At 60.7% G+C, this 20,207-nt stretch carries 17 protein-coding genes; 10 read left to right on the top strand and 7 right to left on the bottom strand.

What is annotated here, in order from left to right; genetic code table 11:
• Positions 1 to 91 precede the first annotated feature (91 nt).
• The 3 genes from RI103_RS31630 to RI103_RS31620 all read left to right on the top strand — a co-directional run bounded on the left by RI103_RS31630 (position 92) and on the right by RI103_RS31620 (position 3,266).
• Entirely contained in the window at positions 92 to 793 is a 702-nt protein-coding gene (locus RI103_RS31630; RefSeq protein WP_310816636.1) for a glutathione S-transferase C-terminal domain-containing protein, read from the top strand.
• Between the two features lie 83 nt (positions 794 to 876).
• Positions 877 to 2,289: an NAD(P)/FAD-dependent oxidoreductase gene (locus tag RI103_RS31625; RefSeq protein WP_310816634.1), complete on the top strand. Its 1,413-nt coding sequence runs from the start codon at positions 877 to 879 to the stop codon at positions 2,287 to 2,289.
• A 17-nt stretch (positions 2,290 to 2,306) separates the two neighbouring features.
• Positions 2,307 to 3,266: an alpha/beta hydrolase gene (locus tag RI103_RS31620; RefSeq protein WP_310816633.1), complete on the top strand. Its 960-nt coding sequence runs from the start codon at positions 2,307 to 2,309 to the stop codon at positions 3,264 to 3,266.
• A gap of 31 nt (positions 3,267 to 3,297) precedes the next feature.
• Here RI103_RS31620 and RI103_RS31615 read toward each other — a convergent pair whose 3' ends face one another.
• From RI103_RS31615 to RI103_RS31590, 6 genes are all read right to left on the bottom strand, one after another.
• A complete protein-coding gene (locus RI103_RS31615; protein WP_310816632.1) occupies positions 3,298 to 4,485 on the bottom strand; it encodes a porin in 1,188 nt (395 codons plus the stop codon).
• Positions 4,486 to 4,646: 161 nt separating this feature from the next.
• Positions 4,647 to 5,867, bottom strand: a complete 1,221-nt coding sequence (locus tag RI103_RS31610; RefSeq protein WP_310818626.1) for a CaiB/BaiF CoA-transferase family protein — start codon at positions 5,865 to 5,867, stop codon at positions 4,647 to 4,649.
• A complete protein-coding gene (locus tag RI103_RS31605; protein ID WP_310816630.1) occupies positions 5,867 to 7,234 on the bottom strand; it encodes an MFS transporter in 1,368 nt (455 codons plus the stop codon). Before RI103_RS31605 ends, RI103_RS31610 begins: the two co-directional genes overlap by 1 nt.
• A gap of 109 nt (positions 7,235 to 7,343) precedes the next feature.
• Positions 7,344 to 8,681: a fumarylacetoacetase gene (fahA, locus tag RI103_RS31600; RefSeq protein ID WP_310818625.1), complete on the bottom strand. Its 1,338-nt coding sequence runs from the start codon at positions 8,679 to 8,681 to the stop codon at positions 7,344 to 7,346.
• Positions 8,671 to 9,906, bottom strand: coding sequence for a CoA transferase (locus RI103_RS31595; protein WP_310816629.1), 1,236 nt, complete (start codon positions 9,904 to 9,906; stop codon positions 8,671 to 8,673). The genes fahA and RI103_RS31595 overlap by 11 nt, the downstream gene beginning before the upstream one ends.
• Before the next feature lie 2 nt (positions 9,907 to 9,908).
• Entirely contained in the window at positions 9,909 to 10,673 is a 765-nt protein-coding gene (locus tag RI103_RS31590) for an enoyl-CoA hydratase/isomerase family protein (RefSeq protein ID WP_310816627.1), read from the bottom strand.
• Positions 10,674 to 11,094: 421 nt separating this feature from the next.
• On the opposite strand from RI103_RS31590, the gene RI103_RS31585 reads away from it, so the two are divergent.
• On the top strand, positions 11,095 to 11,766 hold the full coding sequence (locus tag RI103_RS31585; protein WP_310816626.1) for a TetR/AcrR family transcriptional regulator: 672 nt from the start codon (positions 11,095 to 11,097) through the stop codon (positions 11,764 to 11,766).
• Between the two features lie 118 nt (positions 11,767 to 11,884).
• Here RI103_RS31585 and RI103_RS31580 read toward each other — a convergent pair whose 3' ends face one another.
• A complete protein-coding gene (locus RI103_RS31580) occupies positions 11,885 to 13,783 on the bottom strand; it encodes a S9 family peptidase (protein ID WP_310816625.1) in 1,899 nt (632 codons plus the stop codon).
• Between the two features lie 401 nt (positions 13,784 to 14,184).
• Between RI103_RS31580 and RI103_RS31575 the strand changes: the two genes are divergently transcribed.
• The 6 genes from RI103_RS31575 to RI103_RS31550 all read left to right on the top strand — a co-directional run bounded on the left by RI103_RS31575 (position 14,185) and on the right by RI103_RS31550 (position 20,190).
• Positions 14,185 to 15,291 (top strand): ABC transporter ATP-binding protein, encoded by a 1,107-nt coding sequence (locus RI103_RS31575; protein WP_310816624.1) that lies wholly within the window; start codon positions 14,185 to 14,187, stop codon positions 15,289 to 15,291.
• Entirely contained in the window at positions 15,278 to 16,366 is a 1,089-nt protein-coding gene (locus tag RI103_RS31570) for an ABC transporter ATP-binding protein (protein WP_310816623.1), read from the top strand. Before RI103_RS31575 ends, RI103_RS31570 begins: the two co-directional genes overlap by 14 nt.
• Positions 16,363 to 17,259, top strand: a complete 897-nt coding sequence (locus RI103_RS31565; protein WP_310816621.1) for a sugar ABC transporter permease — start codon at positions 16,363 to 16,365, stop codon at positions 17,257 to 17,259. The genes RI103_RS31570 and RI103_RS31565 overlap by 4 nt, the downstream gene beginning before the upstream one ends.
• Positions 17,249 to 18,058, top strand: a complete 810-nt coding sequence (locus RI103_RS31560) for a carbohydrate ABC transporter permease (RefSeq protein WP_310816620.1) — start codon at positions 17,249 to 17,251, stop codon at positions 18,056 to 18,058. The genes RI103_RS31565 and RI103_RS31560 overlap by 11 nt, the downstream gene beginning before the upstream one ends.
• On the top strand, positions 18,058 to 18,339 hold the full coding sequence (locus RI103_RS31555) for a DUF2160 domain-containing protein (protein ID WP_310816619.1): 282 nt from the start codon (positions 18,058 to 18,060) through the stop codon (positions 18,337 to 18,339). The genes RI103_RS31560 and RI103_RS31555 overlap by 1 nt, the downstream gene beginning before the upstream one ends.
• 108 nt (positions 18,340 to 18,447) lie before the next feature.
• Positions 18,448 to 20,190: an ABC transporter substrate-binding protein gene (locus RI103_RS31550; RefSeq protein ID WP_310816617.1), complete on the top strand. Its 1,743-nt coding sequence runs from the start codon at positions 18,448 to 18,450 to the stop codon at positions 20,188 to 20,190.
• Positions 20,191 to 20,207: the final 17 nt, after the last annotated feature.

Raw genomic sequence — 20,207 nt, 5'->3', positions numbered from 1 at the left:
TCGAGTAAGCTTAGGAGCATCGTACCCGCTCACTTCCGCACTCCGGAGAAACAACTTCTTCGTTGAGTGACGGCCTGGCGAGGAGTGCCGCATGCTGACGCTTTATTCCTACCCCGACCTGTTTGGCGTCGCCGACAACAATCCCTTCGGTCTCAAGGTATTCGCATTCATGCGTCTGTGCGGGATGGACTTCGAGCATCGCCACATCCTCGATACGAGCCTCGCGCCGCGTGGACAGTTGCCGTATCTGGTCGATGGCGAAGAAACAATCGGCGATAGCGACCGGATCATCGCCCATCTAAAGAGTCGATACGACCTGCGGATCGACAACACGCTTTCGCTAGGGCAATTGAATCTCGGCTTCCTGGTCCAAAGAACGCTGGATGACCTGTACTGGACAATGAGCTTTTCACGCTGGCGCGACGATCGTTTCTGGCCATTATTTCGCGACGCCATTCTTGCAGCACACGCAGACGTAACCGCGAGCGATCTCGAAGCCGCGCGCGAATACAACCGGTTGCGGTATCACTATCAGGGCATTGGCCGCTATGAACCGGAGCAGGTCTACGCGAGAGGTATCGACGATCTGCGTGTGGTGGCGGACCTGCTCGGCAACGACGGATTTGTTTTTGGGCCCGAGCCTACCACCGTCGATGCGGCGATCTATGGCTTTGTCGCGAACATCTACTTCTACCAGATCGACACGCCGTTGAAGCAGTACGTGCTCTCGCGTCCTACGCTCGTTCGCCATTGCGAGGCCATCCATGAGCGGATCAACGTTAGGGTTTATTGATTCGCCGGAGCGCTTACATACGGCGCCGACCTGATTCATCGGCAATGCGTTGACGCCGTAAAACGCATCGGGAGCGAGAGACAATGGACACTCAACCGATCGAAACCGACTATCTCGTCATTGGCGCCGGCGCGACCGCCATGGCTTTCGTCGACACGCTGCTCGGCGAGACCGGAGCCCACGTGGTGATGATCGACAGACACCATCGTCCAGGCGGTCACTGGAACAACGCCTATCCATTCGTCGGTCTGCACCAGCCGTCCGCGTTTTACGGTGTGAATTCGCGCGAGCTGAGCACCTGGACCAAGGACGAGACGGGCCTGAACAAAGGCATGTACGAGTTGGCGAGCGGCGCGGAAGTGCTAAGCCATTTCGACCAGGTGATGCGGCAGCGCTTCTTGCCCTCGGGCCGCGTTCAATGGTTTCCGATGAGCGATCACAGCGCGCGCCCTGACGGCACACATCGCTTCAAGTCGTTGTTGAATGGCGATGAGCGGCAGGTGATCGCGCGCAAAAAACTCGTGAACGCTACCCATGCGCGGACAGAGGTGCCTTCAACGCATCGTCCGAAGTACACGGTTGCGCCGGACGTGAAGTGCATACCGTTGAACCGGCTGCCCGACATTCAACGTGCGCATGCTTGCTATACGGTGGTGGGTGCCGGCAAGACCGGAATGGATGCCTGCCTCTGGCTGCTGCAAAACGGAGTGGCCCCGTCGCGTATCCGCTGGATCATGCCGCGCGATGCGTGGCTGCTGGATCGCGCCAACACGCAGCCCGGCGCGGAGAATCTGGAGCGGACGATCGGCGGCACGATTGGTCAGTTCGAAGCCATCACCGAGGCGACTTCGATACCTGATCTGTTTGCCAGGCTGGAACAGCGCGGCCTGCTCTTGCGCATCGACAAGACAGTCGAACCCCGCATGTATCGATGCGCCATCATTTCTCAAGCGGAACTGGAACAACTCCGGCGCATCGAAGACATCGTGCGTCTCGGTCACCTGCAATCCGTGCAGTCGACGCGGATCATGCTCGATCGAGGCTCGCTACCCGCCGACCCCGACACGCTCTACATCGACTGCTCCGCCGGCGCGATCCAGATGCCACCGGCGCTGCCCGTGTTCGACGGCGACCAGATCAATCTGCTGATGGTGCGCTGGTGCCAACCGGTGTTCAGTGCCGCGCTGATTGCGTATGTCGAGAGCCACGTCATTGACCCGGTCGAGAAGAACACGCTGTGCCGCCTCGTGCCCAGCCCCGAGCATCCGGTCGACTGGTTGCGCATGTGGGCCGTGACCCTTGCCAACATGGCGAGCTGGCGGCAGAACGCGGGCTTGAACGCGTGGCTGTCGCAATGCCGGCTGAACAGCCAGAACGCGATCATGCGCGGCATGCGGCCCGACGACACCGCCAAGCTCGCCTTGTTGCTGGAGAGCGGGGCCAAGGCCGCGGCGGCCGCCGCCAGGCTGCCCACGTTGCTTGCCACTTTAAACTGAACCTCACGGAGCGGACCTTGCACGAACTTCGCCTCGAGACACTGCAGGTGGGCGCACTGCGCATGCGTGTGGCCAGCCAGGGCAGCGGCCGGCTAGTGCTGCTATGTCACGGTTTTCCGGAGTCGTGGCACTCCTGGCGACACCAGTTGACGGCGCTTGCCGCCGCGGGTTTCCGCGCCATTGCGCCCGATATGCGCGGCTACGGCGGCACTGATGCGCCGCCGGATGCGGAGTCGTACACGATGCTGCATCTCGTCGGTGACATGGTCGAACTCACCAACGTGCTCGGCGAGAGCGAGGCGGTGATCGTCGGCCACGATTGGGGCGCGCCGGTGGCCTGGAGCGCGGCGATGTTGCGGCCGGATCTGTTTCGTGCCGTCGTCGGTATGAGCGTGCCGTTTCATCCGCCTACGCGGGAAGACTTGCTCAGTGCATTGGATCGACAAGGAATACGAACATTCTACATGCAGTATTTCCAGACGCCTGGCGTGGCTGAGAGCGAGTTCGAGGCCGACCCCGAAGCCGCGATTCGACGCATGACTTTCAGCATGTCGGGTGACGGGCCCGAGCGCGTCGTGGCGGGAATATTGGCGCCCGGCGCAGGCTTTCTCGACAACACGGCGGACCCCGAGACGCTGCCAGGCTGGCTCACCAGCGAAGAGATCGCTTATGTGGCCGGCGAGTTCGCGCGCACCGGCTTTAGAGGGGGCCTGAACTGGTACCGCGGCATGCGCCGCTCGTCGGAACTGATGGCCGCATGGCGAGGAGCCGTGATCCGCCAGCCCTCGATGTTCGTGGCCGGCGCGAGAGACGATGTTCTTAAGTTTCCGGGCGTGCAGGCCCGTATCGAGAATCTGGCGCGCGTGCTACCTGGATTGCGTGGCTGCCACATTCTCGATGGGGCGGGTCATTGGATTCAGTGCGAGCGTTCAGCCGAAGTGAACGAATTGCTCGTTGCGTTCTTGAATGGGCTCTAGCAAGGCGTCGTTGACATCGGATAGCGGCGAATCAGAACCTGACGCGTAAGCCCGCGGTAACCGCTAACTGATAGCTGGAGTTGGAGCCAGTCGGACCTCCCGCGTTGTCGATCGCCGCGGTCAGCGCGTCACCCATGGCCTTTTGATAGACGGCGGCTACATAGACCGTGGTACGTTTGCTAAGCAGGTACTGGACCGCTGCGTTTATTTGTGTCCAACGAGGGTGCGTCCCATCCGTAATGTTCTTTATGGACGGAATTCCATGGACCTCTCCGTCGCTATAAATGAGTGCTACGCCGGCGAGCACGGCCGGGGAGATCTGGTATCTGGCGTTGATTTCGTAGTTCGAGAGAGAAAAGCTCGAATGGTCGACGTACCTTAACTTCGCGAAGGTGTACACGAATCCAATCGTCGCGGCGTCCCACTGATACGCGGCGCCTGCTCCCGTGACGTCCTGCGTCTGCACTGGGCGTGTATAGAAGATATCGGTGGGGCTTGTGTAGTCGCCGACAATGGCCCCTGTCGTGTTACTGCCTCCCGTATTTCCGGCCGACGGGTTTGATAGATGAAAGTGACCGACTCCTAGCGTCAACGCTTGCGAGGCGTAACTCGCCCCGACGCTCCACGCGCTATTGTTCGAGAAGCCGTTTCCCGACGAGCTTGCGGCCTGATTGCTGAAAGCGTACAGCCCTCCGAACGTCAATCCGCGATATGTCGGGCTGGTGTACTTGATCGAGTTGTTGATGCGGAATGTAGTGTAGAGATTGTCGATGTCACCGATATGGGCACCGTATTGCGTAGCCCATTGTCTGGACGACACGAGTGGTCCGACAAAGTCGACGACTGAATCGTACTGTCTGCCGAATGTCACCGAACCCAGCTTCTGATTGGTCAACCCGACAAACGCTTGACGGCCGAATAGCCGCGAACCTTGCAGTTGCGTACCGTTGATTACGCTGAAGCCGTTTTCGAGCACGAAGATAGCGGAATTGCCGCTACCCAGATCCTCGGTCCCTCTAAGTCCCCAACGGGAAGGTACACCAACACCGGTCGTTGCCTGTATCTTCCGGGCGCCGACGGCTCCGGGTTGGCTGGCCACATTGTTCACGTAGCTAACGCCAGCGTCGACCACACCGTAGAGCGTTACGCTGCTTTGTGCATGGACATACACGGTAGCCAGACTGCCGCACGCCAGAATAATTGAGCGACCAAGGTTCATGCTATCTCCTCTGCAATTTTATATTAATACGCAATACTGAATAAAGACGGAATGTTTCTTCTCGCGCCCATAGCAAGAACTTGCTACTTCGGAAATCTTTAAGGAGCTTGTGATGCGTGATTGCCGCCGGATACGAGTGGTGGCGGCGGCCGTTCACTCATTCATATCACCGAGCGTTCACGTAACGCAGCGATCCGTTCTTCGGCGTAGTCGAGCTCGCCGCGCAGAACGTCGTGCGTATGTTCACCAAGCCGGGGTGGGTGGGTGAGCGCCTGCGGAGGCGTGCCGCTCATCCTGATCGGGTTGCGCACCAGCTTCACCGTGCCGCCGCACGGATGCAGCAAATCGACTTGCATTTCACGCGCCACCACCTGCTCGTTTTCGAACACTTCAGCCAGATCGTTGATTGGTCCGCACGGTACGCCCGCGGCTTCGAGCGCCGCGATCCATTCCTGTTTGCCGCGGCTACGCACCATCTCCGCGAGAATCGGCACCAGCACGTCGCGATTTTTCACGCGTGCGGGATTGGTCGAGAAGCGCTCGTCGTCAGCCAGTTCCGTGCGGCTGCCGGCTTCGACGAATTTTCGAAACTGCCCGTCGTTGCCGGCTGCGACGATGATCCAGCCGTCGCGAGTCTGGAACGTCTGGTAGGGCACGATATTCGGATGCGCATTGCCCCAGCGAACCGGCGCCTCTCCGCTCGCGAGGAAATTCGCATTGACGTTTGCCAGCATGGCGACTTGCACGTCGAGCAGCGCCATGTCGATGTATTGTCCTTCGCCGGTACGGTCGCGATGCGCGAGCGCCGTCAATACTGCAACGGTCGCGTACATGCCGGTCATCAGGTCCGTAATTGCGACGCCGGCTTTTTGCGGTCCACCGCCCGGCGATCCGTCGCGCTCGCCAGTGATGCTCATGAAGCCGCCCAGCCCCTGGATGATGAAGTCGTAGCCTGAGCGTTGTGCGTAGGGTCCTGTCTGCCCAAATCCCGTCACGGAGCAGTAGACGATGTCGGGCCGCACCGCCTTCAAAGAGGCGTAGTCAAGGCCATACTTTTTCAACTGGCCGACCTTGTAGTTTTCCAGCACGACATCGCTTTGCGCGGCCAGTTCACGGATGATCTGCTGGCCTTCGGCCGTGGCAATGTCGACGGTGACCGAGCGCTTGTTGCGGTTGGCGGCCAGATAGTACGCGGCCTCGCGTGTATCTGCGCCGTCCGGCGTTTTCAGATACGGCGGTCCCCATTGGCGCGTGTCGTCGCCGACCTTGGGTCGTTCGATCTTGATGACGTCGGCGCCGAAGTCAGCGAGCGTTTGCGCGCACCACGGGCCGGCGAGCACACGGGTGAGGTCCAGCACACGGATATGATTGAGCGCGCCCATCATGAGTTGCCGCCTTGACGATGGGCCGGAGCAGCGACTCGGTTTCTTGAAGCGGCCAATGGCAACGCCACGACGAGCACGACTGCTGACAATGCCTGCACGCAGGCCGCAGTGACAAAGCCGCTCGTATAAGTACCGGTCGCCTCGCGTATGTACCCCGTGAGCCACGGTGTCAGAAAGCCCGCAAGGTTCGCGAACGAGCTGATGAACGCTACCCCGACCGCTGCCGCATTCGACTTCAGGAACCGTACGGGAATCTGCCAGAACAACGAGATCCCCGCGCCTGTGCCGGCGAGAGCGAAGACGAGTGTCGTAAAGGTGGCGGCGCGGTTGCTGTGCCAGACGAATATCAGCAGGATCAGGCTCGCGACGCTCACGATCGACGCGATCGCACAATGGTAGCGAACGTCGCTATGCCGGCTCGCGAACGAACAGAATGCAATATTGCCGATGGCGCCGAGTACGCACATTGCAGCAATGGCATTGCCGATGGCGGTGTATCCACCGAATCCGGCATCGTGCAGGATGGTCGGAATGAAGAAGCTCAGGGCCGTGTTGGCGGTGAGAATGCAGAAATAGGCGGCGAACAGAACCCAGACAACGGGATTGGCAAGCAGTGGCCCATGGTGGTCCGCGCCTGCGGACGACCGTTGCCTGTCACGAGCCAGATCGGTCTGGATGAGTTCTCGTTCCTCCGGAGACAGCCAGGAGGCGGTCGCCGGGCTATCGGAAAGGACAAACGGAACGAGGCAGCCGAGCAGCAGGGTGGGCGCGGCCTGAACCAGAAACATCCAGCGCCATCCTTGCAGCGACAGGAGGCCGCTCATATGTTGCAGGATGAATCCTCCCGTCAGGCCGACGGCGACCGTCGAACAGATCGCGGCCGAGTGAAAAATGCTGAAGTTACGGGTTCTACGTTGTGCTGGAAACCAGAGATTCAGATAGAGGATCACACCGGGGTAGAAGCCGGCTTCGAAAGCGCCTAACAAGAACCGCAGGAAGTAGAAGACGGGAGGGCTGTTCACCAGTGTCATGGCGAGACTCGTCGCGCCCCAGCCGATTGCAATGGCGGCGATCGTCTTCCGTGCGCCCAGTCTTTGCTGAATCAATGTGCTCGGTATGCCGAACACGACGTACCCTAGAAAGAACAATCCCGCGCCAAAACCGTACACGATTTCGCTGAAGTGAAGATCCGACAGCATCTGCAGCTTCGCGAACGCGACGTTGGCCCGATCGACCCACGCGAGCATCCACAGCAGGAAGAGGATCGGAACGATTCTCCATTCCGAAGCCGAATACGCGCGTCGTAATGCCATTTCGGACGCGTCGCCCAAGGCGTTCGCATCGGCGTCGTAGAGCGAATTCATGAAGTGTCTCCTTGGTGACATGCCCGGATCTGATCGCCCGGTGTCGTGACGGTGTTAGGGCAGAAGCGGGCGGCGTCTCGCGCCCCCCGCCAGGGTGTAACAACAAGCGCTACGAAACCACTCGCGCGGGGATGACCTTCCCACGGTTTTCACCAAAGCCAATTCGCGCAAAGCCGGTCCGCTCGCACCAGCCTTTCATGACGACCGTGTCGCCGTCCTCGAGAAAGCCGCGTGTTTCGCCATTGCCGAGTGCGACGGGTGTCCTGCCGCCGACGGTGAGTTCGATCAATGCGCCGGCCTCGGCGGCGGTTGGGCCCGAGATCGTGCCGCTGCCCAACAGATCGCCGCTGCGAAGGTTGCAGCCGCCCACCGCGTGATGCGCGACCATCTGAGCCACGCTCCAGTATTGATGGCGGAAGCTGGTACGCGACAGACGGGTGGCCGGAGCTTCGCTCGTGCGCTGTCGTTCGGACTCCAGCCAGACTTCGAGCTGGATGTCGAGGCCGCCTTCGCGTTGATTGGCCGGTGCGTCGAGATAGGGCAATGGTTGAGGCTGATCGGCAGGCCGCGTCCACTCATGCCGGAATGGTGCGAGGGCGTCCATCGTCACGATCCAGGGGGAAATTGTGGTGGCAAAATTCTTCGCGAGAAACGGGCCCAACGGCGTGGATTCCCACATCTGTATGTCGCGGGCGGACCAGTCGTTCAGCAGACAGAGGCCGAACACGTGTTCTTCGGCCTGATTGATGGAAATTGGCTCGCCCCGCGAGTTGCCGACGCCGATAAAAATTCCCAGTTCAAGTTCGTAGTCGAGTCGCTCACACGCCGCAAGCTCCGGCGTGCCTCGACCCGCGACGAGGCGTTGCCCGAGCGGGCGCCGGACCTGCTCACCGGATAGTCCGATGCTTGAGACACGGCCGTGATACGCGACGGGCATCCATTGAAAATTCGGCGACAGTGACGCGTCAGGTCGCAACAACTTGACGATGTTGCGCGCGTGATCGATCGACGTGTAGAAGTCGGTATAGTCGCCAATGGATGCGGGCAGGCTGTATTCAACGTCGGTCTGCTCGACGAGGCACCGTTCCAGCACGTGCCGATCCGCGACGCCCGGCGCGCCGGCTACGGATGCCTCGAAGAGTGTGAAAACAGCAAGCCGCAGAGCGCGCCACGCCTGCGAACCCATGCTGAAAAACGTGTTGAGAGAAGCTTGGCTGCAGGCGCGCGCGGCTTGCATGGCCAGGCCGTCGAGGCATTGTTCGCGAACGAGCGCGGCGAGGTCGATGACCCGGTCGCCGAGCGCAATGCCTCCGCGAAACTGCTCGGCGCTTTTCTTGCGGCGGAAGATCGCGTAGGGAAGGTTCTGCAGCGGAAAGTCGCTGGCAGGATGGTTGGCGGACGCCAACCAGCTCCTCGCGCTGACGTCGTGAGTGCGATCAAGGTTCATCGAATTCACCCCGCAGACTCCGGCGGCTCAGCAGCACGCGGCGTTGGCGCAGTTCCTGGATCAAGGCCGGATCGATGTTGCGCTCGGCGAGCAACTCGGCGTTGTGCTCGCCCTGGAAGGCGGGAATGCCCGGCGGCGGCAAGGTCGCGCCGCTGAAGCGCCACGGCGAGCCAGGCATGCGCATCGTACCTCCCGAGCGATCGTCGACGTTCACGATTGCCCCCCAATCCTGCGCCCATTCGGATTCCGCGAGATCGTTCGTGCTGCGGACCACGCCGACGGCGAGACCTGCCTCGCTGACCTGGGCCTGAAGTTCGTCCAGGTCGGTGAATGTGAGTACCCAGGCACGCACTTCACTCAGCAACGCGGCGATGTTCTGGCGGCGCAGCGGCGCGGTCGCAAAGCGTGGATCGAGCAGCAGATCAGTCCGACGCATCATCGAGCAGAAGCGGACAAACATCGGCGTGTAAATGGGACTCGCCGCGATGGTCAACTGACGTCCGTCCGGCAGCTGGTAGATATGGGACTCGGGCGCGCTCAGTGCGGGTGGTTCGCCTTGGGTATCGATTCCCGAAAGCTGTGCGCCAGCGCGTTCGTTCACCGCGAGCATGGTCGCGGCCATCGAGACGTCGACGTGCTGTCCTTCGCCTGTGCGATGGCGATGCTGAACCGCCGCGAGTACGGCAATCACGGCATGCAGACCGGTGTATACGTCCGCGTGACTGCACGCATCATTCTTGAGTTCGGTGAGCGATTCGCCGTAGTGGTTCTGCAGGATATCCGTCAGTCCCGTTTCCGCCTGGACTGTCGGCGCAAAAGCGGGGCGGTTTCGCCATGGTCCGGTTTGCCCGTAGCCGCTAATGGACACGTACACGACGGCCGGATTGATCTTGCGCACCTGCTCGTAGCCGAGTCCGAAGCGCGTGAGCGTGCCCGGGCGGAAATTTTCAACGATGATGTCCGCGTCGCGGCACATGTCGACCACGATTTCGCGCGCCTCAGCCCAGTTCAAATCAAGGCTGAGGTTGCGTTTGCCCGCATTCTGCTGCGCATAGTAGACCGACATGCCATCGATGTGCGGCACGCCTCCGCGGCCGGAGTCGCCGCCCGGCGGTTCGATCTTTGTCACATCGGCGCCAAGGTCGCGCAATGTCTTCGTACACAGCGGACCCGCCAGCACCCGTGTGAAGTCGATGACTTTCAGGCCCTCCAGTGGAGCGTTCATGATCAGTTCCCCTCAAATACCGCAGAACCCGGACCGGTCTTCGCGAAAGCCTGCAGGCCACGCTTGTGATCGGCGCTTGCCCACATCGTGTTACTGGCTTCGGTCTGATGGGCGTCGGCGCCGGCGATCCCATGGCGCGCCGACAGATTCGCCAGTCGTTTGATGCCCGTCAGTGCGACCGTGGGGCCTGCCGCAAGCTGACGCGCCCAGGACATCGACACGGCTGGCAACTCGGCCTCGGCGGTGACGAGGTTGATAGCACCCCAACGTTCGAGCGCCGCGGGGTCGTGACGTCGACCGAACATCGCCATTTCCTTTGCCCGCGCCGGGCCGACGCGCTGCGTCATCCGCTGTACGCCGCCTAGCAGCGGCAATAGCCCCAGGGAAGCTTCTGCCATGCCGAAGAACGCCGTGTCGGCAGCGACAATCATGTCGCAGGTCAGTGCGAGTTCGACGCCGCCGCCGAGCGCGCCGCCATGAACTGCCGCCACCGAAGGAAGGCCGATGTTTTCGAGCGCGTCCAGCAAAGACTCGAACCCCGCCTGGTCGCGCCGTCGTCCACCACCGGTGAAGCCGGCCACATCCGCTCCGGCGCAAAAATGACGCATACCGCTGCGCAAAAGGATCGATCGGCATCCTTCTTCAACAGCCTTGTTGTAGGCACTGAGCAAATCCGTCAGAAACCTGTCGTCGATCAGGTTGTGAGGAGGCTTCGCCATTGTGACGACGCCCACTGCGCCGTCTTTCTCGAACAGAACCGTGGTCATGTTTTATCCTGCACGTTGGGCCCGGCGACAATCGCCGGGCAATGTTGATTGCCAAACACGTTAGTGATACTTAGCGATTCAAATGATCGCTGAGATGAAGCTATTGGACATGGGCGGTATGCTCCTCCGTACATTGCTCAAACGGCCATCTGCGGATCGCTCCCGTCCGTCGTATGTCCTGACAGGTGGCGTGACAGAAGCCCCGCGCTCTTTGACGTTCAGCTAGTCCGTGAGACAATGATAACAGCGTTAACTTTGACGCCAATCAGGGTATTCCCGACGCAAGATGCAGGCGCCATTGACTGGCGCGTGCGTTGGAATACCAGGCTTGCGGGAACTGGCTAAGCGAGGTCCGTTGCGTGCTTCAAGGCCAGATATCTATAATTTTCAACTTGTCTGAACATTTTTCTTTGGCGGCGTCGTGAACTCAAAATTGTCCTCTGAAGTGGCCGTGCCATATCACCATGGAAACTTGCGCAATGCGCTGATCGCCGAGGGGCGTCGTGCTTTGGAGGAGATCGGCGTCCACGAGCTTAGTCTGAGATATCTCGCGCGAGCCGTGGGTGTCTCCGAGGCGGCGCCGTCTCGCCATTTCGCGGGCAAGGAAGGCCTGCTTGCTGCCATCGCGGCGGATGGATTTCGCGACCTTGCGGCACTGCGCCGCGCGATAAGCGCGTCCGACGACACTGCGATGTCCAAGGCATATCGGATGATGCGGGTCTACGTGGAGTTTGCTCAGCGCCACAAGGGACTGTTTGAATTGATGATTGGTCCGCGGATTGTTGCGCGCGATTCTTATCCGGAACTCAACGAGGAGAGCGGACAATCCTTCAGGCTTTTTGCTTCGGCGGTCGAGACATTTGCGTTGGAAAAACAGTGGGAGCAGCAGTCACTGACGCTCGTTACGCATGCCGCCTGGAGCGTGGAGCACGGACTCGCCACGCTAATCCTCTCGGATCGTGTGCCGCGCTCGGATATTCCGGTTTCGATCGACCAGATGGTCGAGTTCTCAATCGGCATGTTTCTCAGCGCGGTCGCTGCCGGCGCATCGCGCCTCGAAGAGGTCGCCGGTCAACTCCAGCACTCGCCTTGAGCAGGCAAGGCACTGCGACTGCCGCAGTGAGAATAGCTCTGGCCGGAGTTGTTGGAGGCGTTGCGACTCCGCCGCGCCTCAGAATGCCGCCCGTTCACTGATTGCTGATCCTTCAGCGCTACGTTGCCGAACGGCCGCCCAGATATTGCGCGAGGAAGGTTTCCATCGCTTCGTAGAACTCGAACTGATTTTCTTCGTTCCGGAAGCCGTGTCCTTCGTTGTCTTTGAGCATGTACTTGACGTCGATCCCTCGCTCGCGCAGCGCGTTCACGATCTGGTCGCTTTCGGCTTGCTTGACTCGTGGATCGTTTGCGCCTTGCGCGACAAATAGCGGCGTGACGATCCGATCCGCAAAGAAGAGCGGCGATGCATCGTGCAGCGCTTGCTTGCCCGCTTCCGTTTGCGGGTTGCCGATCATCTCGTACATCATGTCAAGCATCGGCTTCCAATACGGTGGCAACGATTCGAGCAACGTGAACAGATTCGAGACGCCGACATAGTCGACCGCGGCCGCATAGCGCTCGGGTGTGAATGCCACGCCGGCGAGCACCGCGTAGCCACCGTAGCTCGCGCCGTAGATGCCCACGCGTGCGGGATCGGCCAGACCTTGCCCGACGAGCCAGTCGATGCCGTCGTCGATGTCGTTTTGCATCGACTTGCCCCATTGGCCGAAGCTCGCCTCCCAGAACGCGCGTCCATAGCCCGTCGATCCCCGGAAGTTCAGCTGCAAGACTGCATATCCTCGATTGGCGAGCAATTGCGCTTCGGAATTGAATCCCCACGAATCGCGCACCCAAGGCCCGCCGTGCGGATTGACGATCAATGGGAGCGAGCGTTTCAGATTCTGCCCGCGTTCGATGCCCGCGGGCAATGTCAAATAACCGTTGATCTGCAGACCGTCGCGCGCGGCGAAGCGGATGGGTTCCATGCGCGCCATGTCCGCGGCGTCGAGCCAGGGCATGAGCTCGGTGAGCCTCGAAAGATGACGGCTGGCGATATCGTATGTCCAGATCGAGCCCGGCGAAAGGTCGCTCGAAGCATGCACGATCGCGCGCGACTCGTCGCGTGTGATGCTCGTGATCGAGATTTCCTGGCCGGGCAACTGACGGCCCAGGTCTTCGTGGATCGAGCGAGCCCACTCGTCGAAGAAGTGCCGATGCAAGCGGTCATCGACGTACCACGCGGCAGTCAATACGCGCCGATGTTTCGAAAAAGCCATGCCGCTCACGTCCACATGTTCGGCTTCGAACAGCAGCTCGCCCTCATGGGCAGTTTGCGGGTCGAACTCGCAGATGGCCGTCTTGTCCCGGCCGCGATTGGAGAGCACGTATAAACGCTGATCGTCGAATGTGAAGAACAGCGGTGACACCGTTTCGCGAAAGTTCGTCGTGAGGATCGGGCGGAAGGCTTCGGTCTCCGCATCGCGATAGAGCAAGGTCGTGTTGACGCCGTCGGAGGCCGTTGCGACGCGCAGGCGCCCGGCGTGATCGGTCATCCAGCCCATGACGTTGCCGGGGTTCTCAGCGATCGAGGTGAATTCGCCCGTGACGACGTCGACGCGAAACACGTCGAACACCTGCGGATCGCGCCGGTTCATCTGAATCAGGATATGGCGGTCATCGTCCCGGAGATCGTCGACGATGCTCGCTTTCACGCCATCGAACGGCGTCAGGTCGAACGGCTCGCCGCCGTCGATCGGCACAGACAGCACGTGAAAGTTCTCGTCGCCGCCAAAGTCCTTGACGAACAGGATGCGGTCGTTTCCTTTCCAGGCGTGCCCAGGTACGTCGCGTTCGGACTCGTTGGTCAGCGCCCGCGCGTCGCCGAGCGGCGAGCCGTCGAGGCCGATTTCCTGAACGAAGATATTCTGGCGGCCCGCGTGTCGAGTCAAAAACGAAAGATGCCGGCCATCTGGCGAAATCGTGAACTGGTGTTTCTCGGGCCTGCGGAAAAAGTCGCGTACCGAATAGAGCTTGACGGTCCGGTCAGCGGTTTCCTGATTGTCGACGGCACTCATGCAGTTCTCCCCAAAACCCGCATTTGACCATGAGCCTGGATTCGGCGTTGCCTCGTGAGCGAGACGGGACCGCCGATATCGCGTTCCCGACTTGTCCGTTAAGCGCGAACAGGCAATCCCTCAGACTGATTACCATTCTGTTACGCTGACATCCAGATTACGATATGCGTGAAATAAAATATTAAGAGAAAGCAATTGTTATCGAGTCAGTAAACGTCAACGAACTTAATTGTCGACCGATTGTATGGTTAACACCGATTTAAACGTAAACGAACAAAAAGGAACATCGAATCTGTTGTTTTGATTTCCTTTCAGAAAAGAGGGCACGCTTTGCCGTGTGCCCCGCACGCAGAAGCAGGCACCCGCGGTACCGGAGACGCACTAGAACAAAGGAGAGCAATTTGGTCTTGGAACTGGAGCGGGTGACAGTCGTTTCGGGCGCTCACACCCACCTGTACGGCGTCGATCTGCGGCTTGTCCCCGGCGCGATCAACGTGCTGCTTGGACCGACACAAGCCGGCAAGACCACCCTGATGCGCGTGATGGCCGGACTCGACCGCCCGGCTTCGGGCCGGGTGCTCGCCGACGGCAACGACGTGACCGGCCTCAGCGTCCGGCAGCGCAACCTCGCGATGGTCTACCAGCAGTTCATCAACTATCCGGCCATGACGGTGTTCGACAACATCGCGTCACCGCTGAAGCTGCAAAAAACGGCCGCCGACGAAGTCAAAAGGCGCGTTCACGAAGTCGCCGCCAAACTCCATATCGATCACCTGCTGCCACGGCGTCCAGGCGAACTGTCCGGCGGCCAGCAGCAGCGCTGCGCGCTGGCGCGGGCGCTGGTCAAGCGGTCGTCGCTGGTGTTGCTGGACGAACCGCTCGTCAATCTCGACTACAAGCTGCGCGAGGAATTGCGCGTGGAACTGGCGACGCTGTTTGCGGACGGCAAAACCACCGTCGTCTACGCGACGACCGAACCGCTCGAAGCACTGCTGCTCGGCGGCTATACGGCGATCGTCGACAAAGGGCGCGTGCTGCAACACGGCCCGACGCTCGATGTGTACAACGCGCCCGCCAATATCGACGTCGCCGCCGTCTTCAACGATCCGCCGATGAACATGCTCGCCAGCGATCTCACCCCCGACGGCACCGCGCGCCTGCCGATCGGCATCGATGTGCCGCTCGGACGGGCCAGCGCGCGTGCTGTTAGCGGCAACGAAACATTCCGCATTGGCGTGCGGCCCGGCCATCTGCGACTCGCGCCGCGAACGCCGCGCTCCGTCGCGGTGCCGTGCCGGCTCGAACTGGCCGAATTGAGCGGCTCTGAAACCTACCTGCATCTGCACACGCGGCAAGGCGGCATCGATCTGGTCGCGCAACTGCAGGGCGTGCATCAGATCGATCTCGGTACGGAGCTCGATGTGTACATCGACCCCGACGAACTGTTCGTGTTCGGCGCGGACACGACGCTGGTGTCCGGCCCGGAGGCGGCTCATGGCGCGCATTGAGTTCCAGAATCTCGCGCACGCTTATGCACCCAACCCCGCCACGCTCGACGACTACGCGTTGCAGCCGATGAGCATGGTCTGGGAAGACGGCGGCGCGTATGCGTTGCTCGGGCCGTCCGGTTGCGGCAAGTCCACGTTGCTCAACATCGTGTCCGGGCTCGTGAGGCCGTCGGAAGGGAAGGTGTTGTTCGACGGAAGCGACATCACGGACAAGAGCCCGCGCGAGCGCAACATTGCGCAGGTGTTCCAGTTCCCGGTGATCTACGACACGATGAGCGTGTTCGACAACCTCGCGTTCCCACTGCGCAACCGGAAAATGTCGGCGCGTGACGTCAAACAGCGCGTTCACGAAGTGGCAGAGATTCTCGACATGACGCGTGAATTGCCGCGCAAGGCGAACAATCTGTCGGCGGATGCGAAGCAGAAAATCTCGCTTGGGCGCGGGCTGGTGCGCAAGGACGTCGCCGCGATCCTGTTCGATGAACCTCTGACCGTCATCGATCCGCATATGAAGTGGATCCTCCGCCGTCAGTTGAAGAAGATTCATCAGCAACTGAAGCTGACGCTGATCTACGTGACGCACGATCAGGTCGAGGCGCTGACCTTCGCGGATGAAGTCGTCGTAATGACGAACGGCCGCGTCGTGCAGAAAGGCGATCCGGGCGCGCTGTTTCTGCGGCCCGATCATGCGTTCGTCGGCTATTTCATCGGCAGTCCGGGGATGAATCTCTGCCCGATCGAACTGAACGCCGACGGTATCAAGATCGGCACGCAGCATTTACGACTCGACCCGCCTACGCTCGATACGCTGAAACATGCCGCCGGCACGCTGACGCTCGGCATTCGCCCGGAGTTCGTGCGTGTGGTGAGCGATGGCGAACCCGGCGCCGTGAAAGCGCACCTGCTGCGTGTGCAGCAACTCGGCAATTACCAGCTGGTCACGGCTCAATGCGACGGCCATGTCTTCAGGGCCAAGGTCGAACCGCATCTGCGTGTCGACGAAGGGGCGGTCTGGTTGAAGCTCGCCACGGCGGAAACCGTCTTCTTCAGCAACGATGAAAGGATCACGCGATGAACAAGCCCGTCAACCAGAAGGCTTGGCTGCTGGTCGTACCGGTGTTCATCTGCGTTGCGTTTTCCGCCATCTTGCCGCTCATGACGGTGGTCAATTATTCGGTGCAGGACATTATCAGCCCGACGCAGCATGTGTTCGTCGGCACCGAGTGGTTTCGCGCCATCATCAACGACGACGACCTGCGTGGCGCGCTCGGGCGGCAGGTCATCTTCTCCGCCTGCGTGCTGCTGTTCGAGATCCCGCTCGGCGTCGGCCTTGCACTGGCCATGCCCGCGTCCGGATGGCGTGCATCGGCGTCGCTGGTCGTGCTGGCCATGCCGCTGCTGATTCCCTGGAATGTGGTCGGCACGATCTGGCAGATTTTCGGGCGGCCGGACATCGGTCTACTCGGTTATGCACTCAATCACGCGGGCATTGAATATAACTACACGGCCAGTCCCAGCGACGCGTGGATTACGGTGCTCGTGATGGACATCTGGCATTGGACGCCGCTTGTCGCGCTGCTCTGCTATGCAGGCCTGCGTGCGATTCCGGACGCGTTCTATCAGGCCGCCGAAATCGACGGCGCAAGCCGCTTCGCGGTATTCCGCTATATCGAGCTGCCGAAGATGCGCGGCGTGTTGATGATCGCCGTGCTGCTGCGCTTCATGGACAGCTTCATGATCTACACCGAGCCGTTCGTGCTGACGGGCGGCGGTCCTGGCGATTCGACCACGTTCCTGTCGCAGTACCTGACGCAAAAAGCGGTCGGGCAATTCGACCTCGGCCCGGCGGCGGCGTTTTCGTTGATCTACTTCCTGATCATCCTGTTGCTGTGTTTCATTCTCTATAACTGGATGGAGCGAGTCGGCAAGGGCGGCCCGGCCACTACGGGAGACGACTATGCGCAGTAACTGCTGGATGCGCGTGGTCGTGCTGACGGTGTACATCCTGTTCGCGCTGATTCCGCTCTACTGGATGCTGTCGATCTCGCTGCGCACGAACGAAGAGACGATGTCGGCGTTCGCGATCTGGCCGCATCACGTGACGCTCGACAACTACAAGGTCATCTTCACCGACTCGTCCTGGTACTGGGGCTACATCAACTCGATCATCTACGTGCTGATGAACACGGTGATGTCGGTGCTGGTCGCGCTGCCTGCCGCGTACGCGTTCTCGCGCTATCGCTTTCTCGGCGACAAACACATGTTTTTCTGGCTGCTCACCAACCGGATGACGCCTCCCGCGGTGTTCCTGCTGCCGTTCTTCCAGCTGTATTCGAGCGTGGGCTTGATGGACACGTATATCGCGGTCGCGCTCGCGCACATGCTGTTCAACGTGCCGCTCGCGGTGTGGATTCTCGAAGGTTTCATGTCGGGCGTGCCACGCGAAATCGACGAAACGGCCTACATCGACGGCTATACGTTCCCGGCGTTCTTCATCAGGATTTTCCTGCCGCTGATCAAGTCGGGAGTGGGCGTGACCGCGTTCTTCTGCTTCATGTTCAGCTGGGTCGAACTCCTGCTCGCGCGCACGCTCACCACCGTCAACGCCAAGCCGATTGCCGCCGTGATGACGCGCACCGTATCGGCGGCGGGGATGGATTGGGGCGTGCTGTCGGCGGCGGGCGTGCTGACCATCGTGCCCGGCGCGCTCGTCATCTATTTCGTGCGGAACTACATCGCGAAGGGCTTTGCGATGGGGAGAGTCTGATGCTCACGTGGATGTACTGGACACCGGAAGTGGCGGTCTTTTTCGGCTGCGTCGTGGTGATGCTGGCGGGCATGACCGTGTGGGAAATCCGCTCGCCCACGGTCGAACGCAAAGGCTTCCTGCCGATCGGCACCACGCGTGGCGACCGGCTCTTTATCGGGTTGCTGATTGCTGCGTACATCAATCTCGCGTGGATCGGCATCAGCGCGGAACACGCGAGCGCGTGGCCCGGTTTCGCGGCATCGATGCTCGTACTGCTGATCGTCATGTGGAAAGGATGAACAGCGTTGCGTCCTGAAGGTTTGCGTATCTGGACAGACCGGTTCCGTTGATGCCCCGGGCGGACCTCGGCAGTTGATCCAAGGGGTGCGGAGACACAGGAGAAAGCCATGCAACAGAGGAGACGAATCGTCACGCTCGCCGTGGCAGGCGTCATCGCGACTGGCTTCACGAGCCACGCGGCGATCGCCGGTATGCCCGAAGCGCAGAAGTGGGTGGACAGCGAATTTCAACCGAGCACGCTATCGAAGCAGCAGCAGATGGACGAAATGAAGTGGTTCGTCGATACCGCTGCGACGCTGAAGTCATCCGGCGTCAAAGAGGTGCATGTGGTGTCCGAAACACTCGACACGCATATGTACGAATCGAAAACGCTCGCCAAGGCGTTCACCGAAATCACCGGCATTTCAGTCAAGCACGACATCATCCAGGAAGGCGACGTCGTCGAAAAACTGCAGACCTCGATGCAGTCCGGGCAGAGCATTTACGACGGCTGGATTTCCGACTCCGACCTGATCGGTACGCATTATCGCTACGGCGTGATCATGCCGTTGTCCGACTATATGGCCGGCGAAGGCAAGCAGTACACGAACCCCGGTCTCGACATCAAGGACTTTATCGGCACCAGTTTCACGACCGCGCCGGACAAGAAGCTCTATCAGTTGCCCGACCAGCAGTTCGCGAACCTGTATTGGTTCCGCGCCGACTGGTTCGCGCGCAAGGACCTGCAGGACAAGTTCAAGGCGAAGTACGGCTACGATCTCGGCGTGCCGGTGAACTGGTCCGCGTATGAGGACATCGCCGAATTCTTCACGAACGACGTCAAGAACATCGACGGCGAAAAAGTCTATGGGCACATGGACTACGGCAAGAAAGACCCGTCGCTGGGATGGCGCTTTACCGATGCGTGGCTGTCGATGGCGGGTGAAGCCGACAAGGGCATTCCGAACGGCATGCCGGTCGACGAATGGGGCGTGCGCGTCACGCCGGACGGCTGCCATGCAGTGGGCGCGTCGGTCTCGCGCGGTGGCGGCACGAACAGTCCGGCCGCGGTGTTCGCGACCACCAAGTACATCGACTGGCTGAAGAAGTTCGCTCCGCCCGAAGCCTCGGGGATGACCTTCAACGAAGCAGGCCCGGTGCCGGCGCAAGGCAAGATCGCGCAGCAGATCTTCTGGTACAGCGCGTTCACTGCGTCGATGCTGAAACCCGGCAACGTGACCAACGCGGACGGCACGCCGAAGTGGCGGATGGCGCCGTCGCCGCACGGTCCGTACTGGAAGGACGGCATGCAGAACGGCTACCAGGACGTGGGTTCGTGGACTTTCTTCAAGTCGACGCCGCCGAACCAGCGTGCCGCCGCATGGCTCTACGCGCAGTTCGTCACATCCAAAACCGTTTCGCTGAAGAAGTCGATTACCGGTCTCACGTTCATCCGCGATTCCGATATCCATAGCGATTACTTCACGAAGAACGCGGACAAGTACGGCGGGCTCATCGAGTTCTATCGAAGCCCGGCGCGCGTCGCCTGGACGCCGACCGGCAACAATGTGCCGGATTATCCGAAGATGGCGCAACTGTGGTGGAAGAACGTCGCGACGGCCGTCGCCGGCGAAAAGACGCCGCAAGCCGCGATGGACAATCTGGCGAAGGAAATGGACCAGGTGCTGGCCCGTTTGCAGCGCGCGGGGATGAAGGTTTGCGCGCCGGAGTTGAATCCGGAAAGCGCTCCGGACAAATGGCTGTCGGATCAGCACGCACCGTGGAAGAAGCTGGCAAACGAAAAACCGAAAGGCGAAACGGTCAAGTACGACCAGCTGCTGACTGCGTGGAAACAGGGGAAGGTGCGGTAAGGGTGGCGATGCGGTAA

This window comes from Paraburkholderia sp. FT54 (genome assembly GCF_031585635.1).
In the GTDB taxonomy this organism is placed as follows: Bacteria; Pseudomonadota; Gammaproteobacteria; order Burkholderiales; family Burkholderiaceae; genus Paraburkholderia.
Note: the sequence above shows the minus strand (reverse complement) of the source record. Positions and strands in the feature narration are given on the sequence as shown.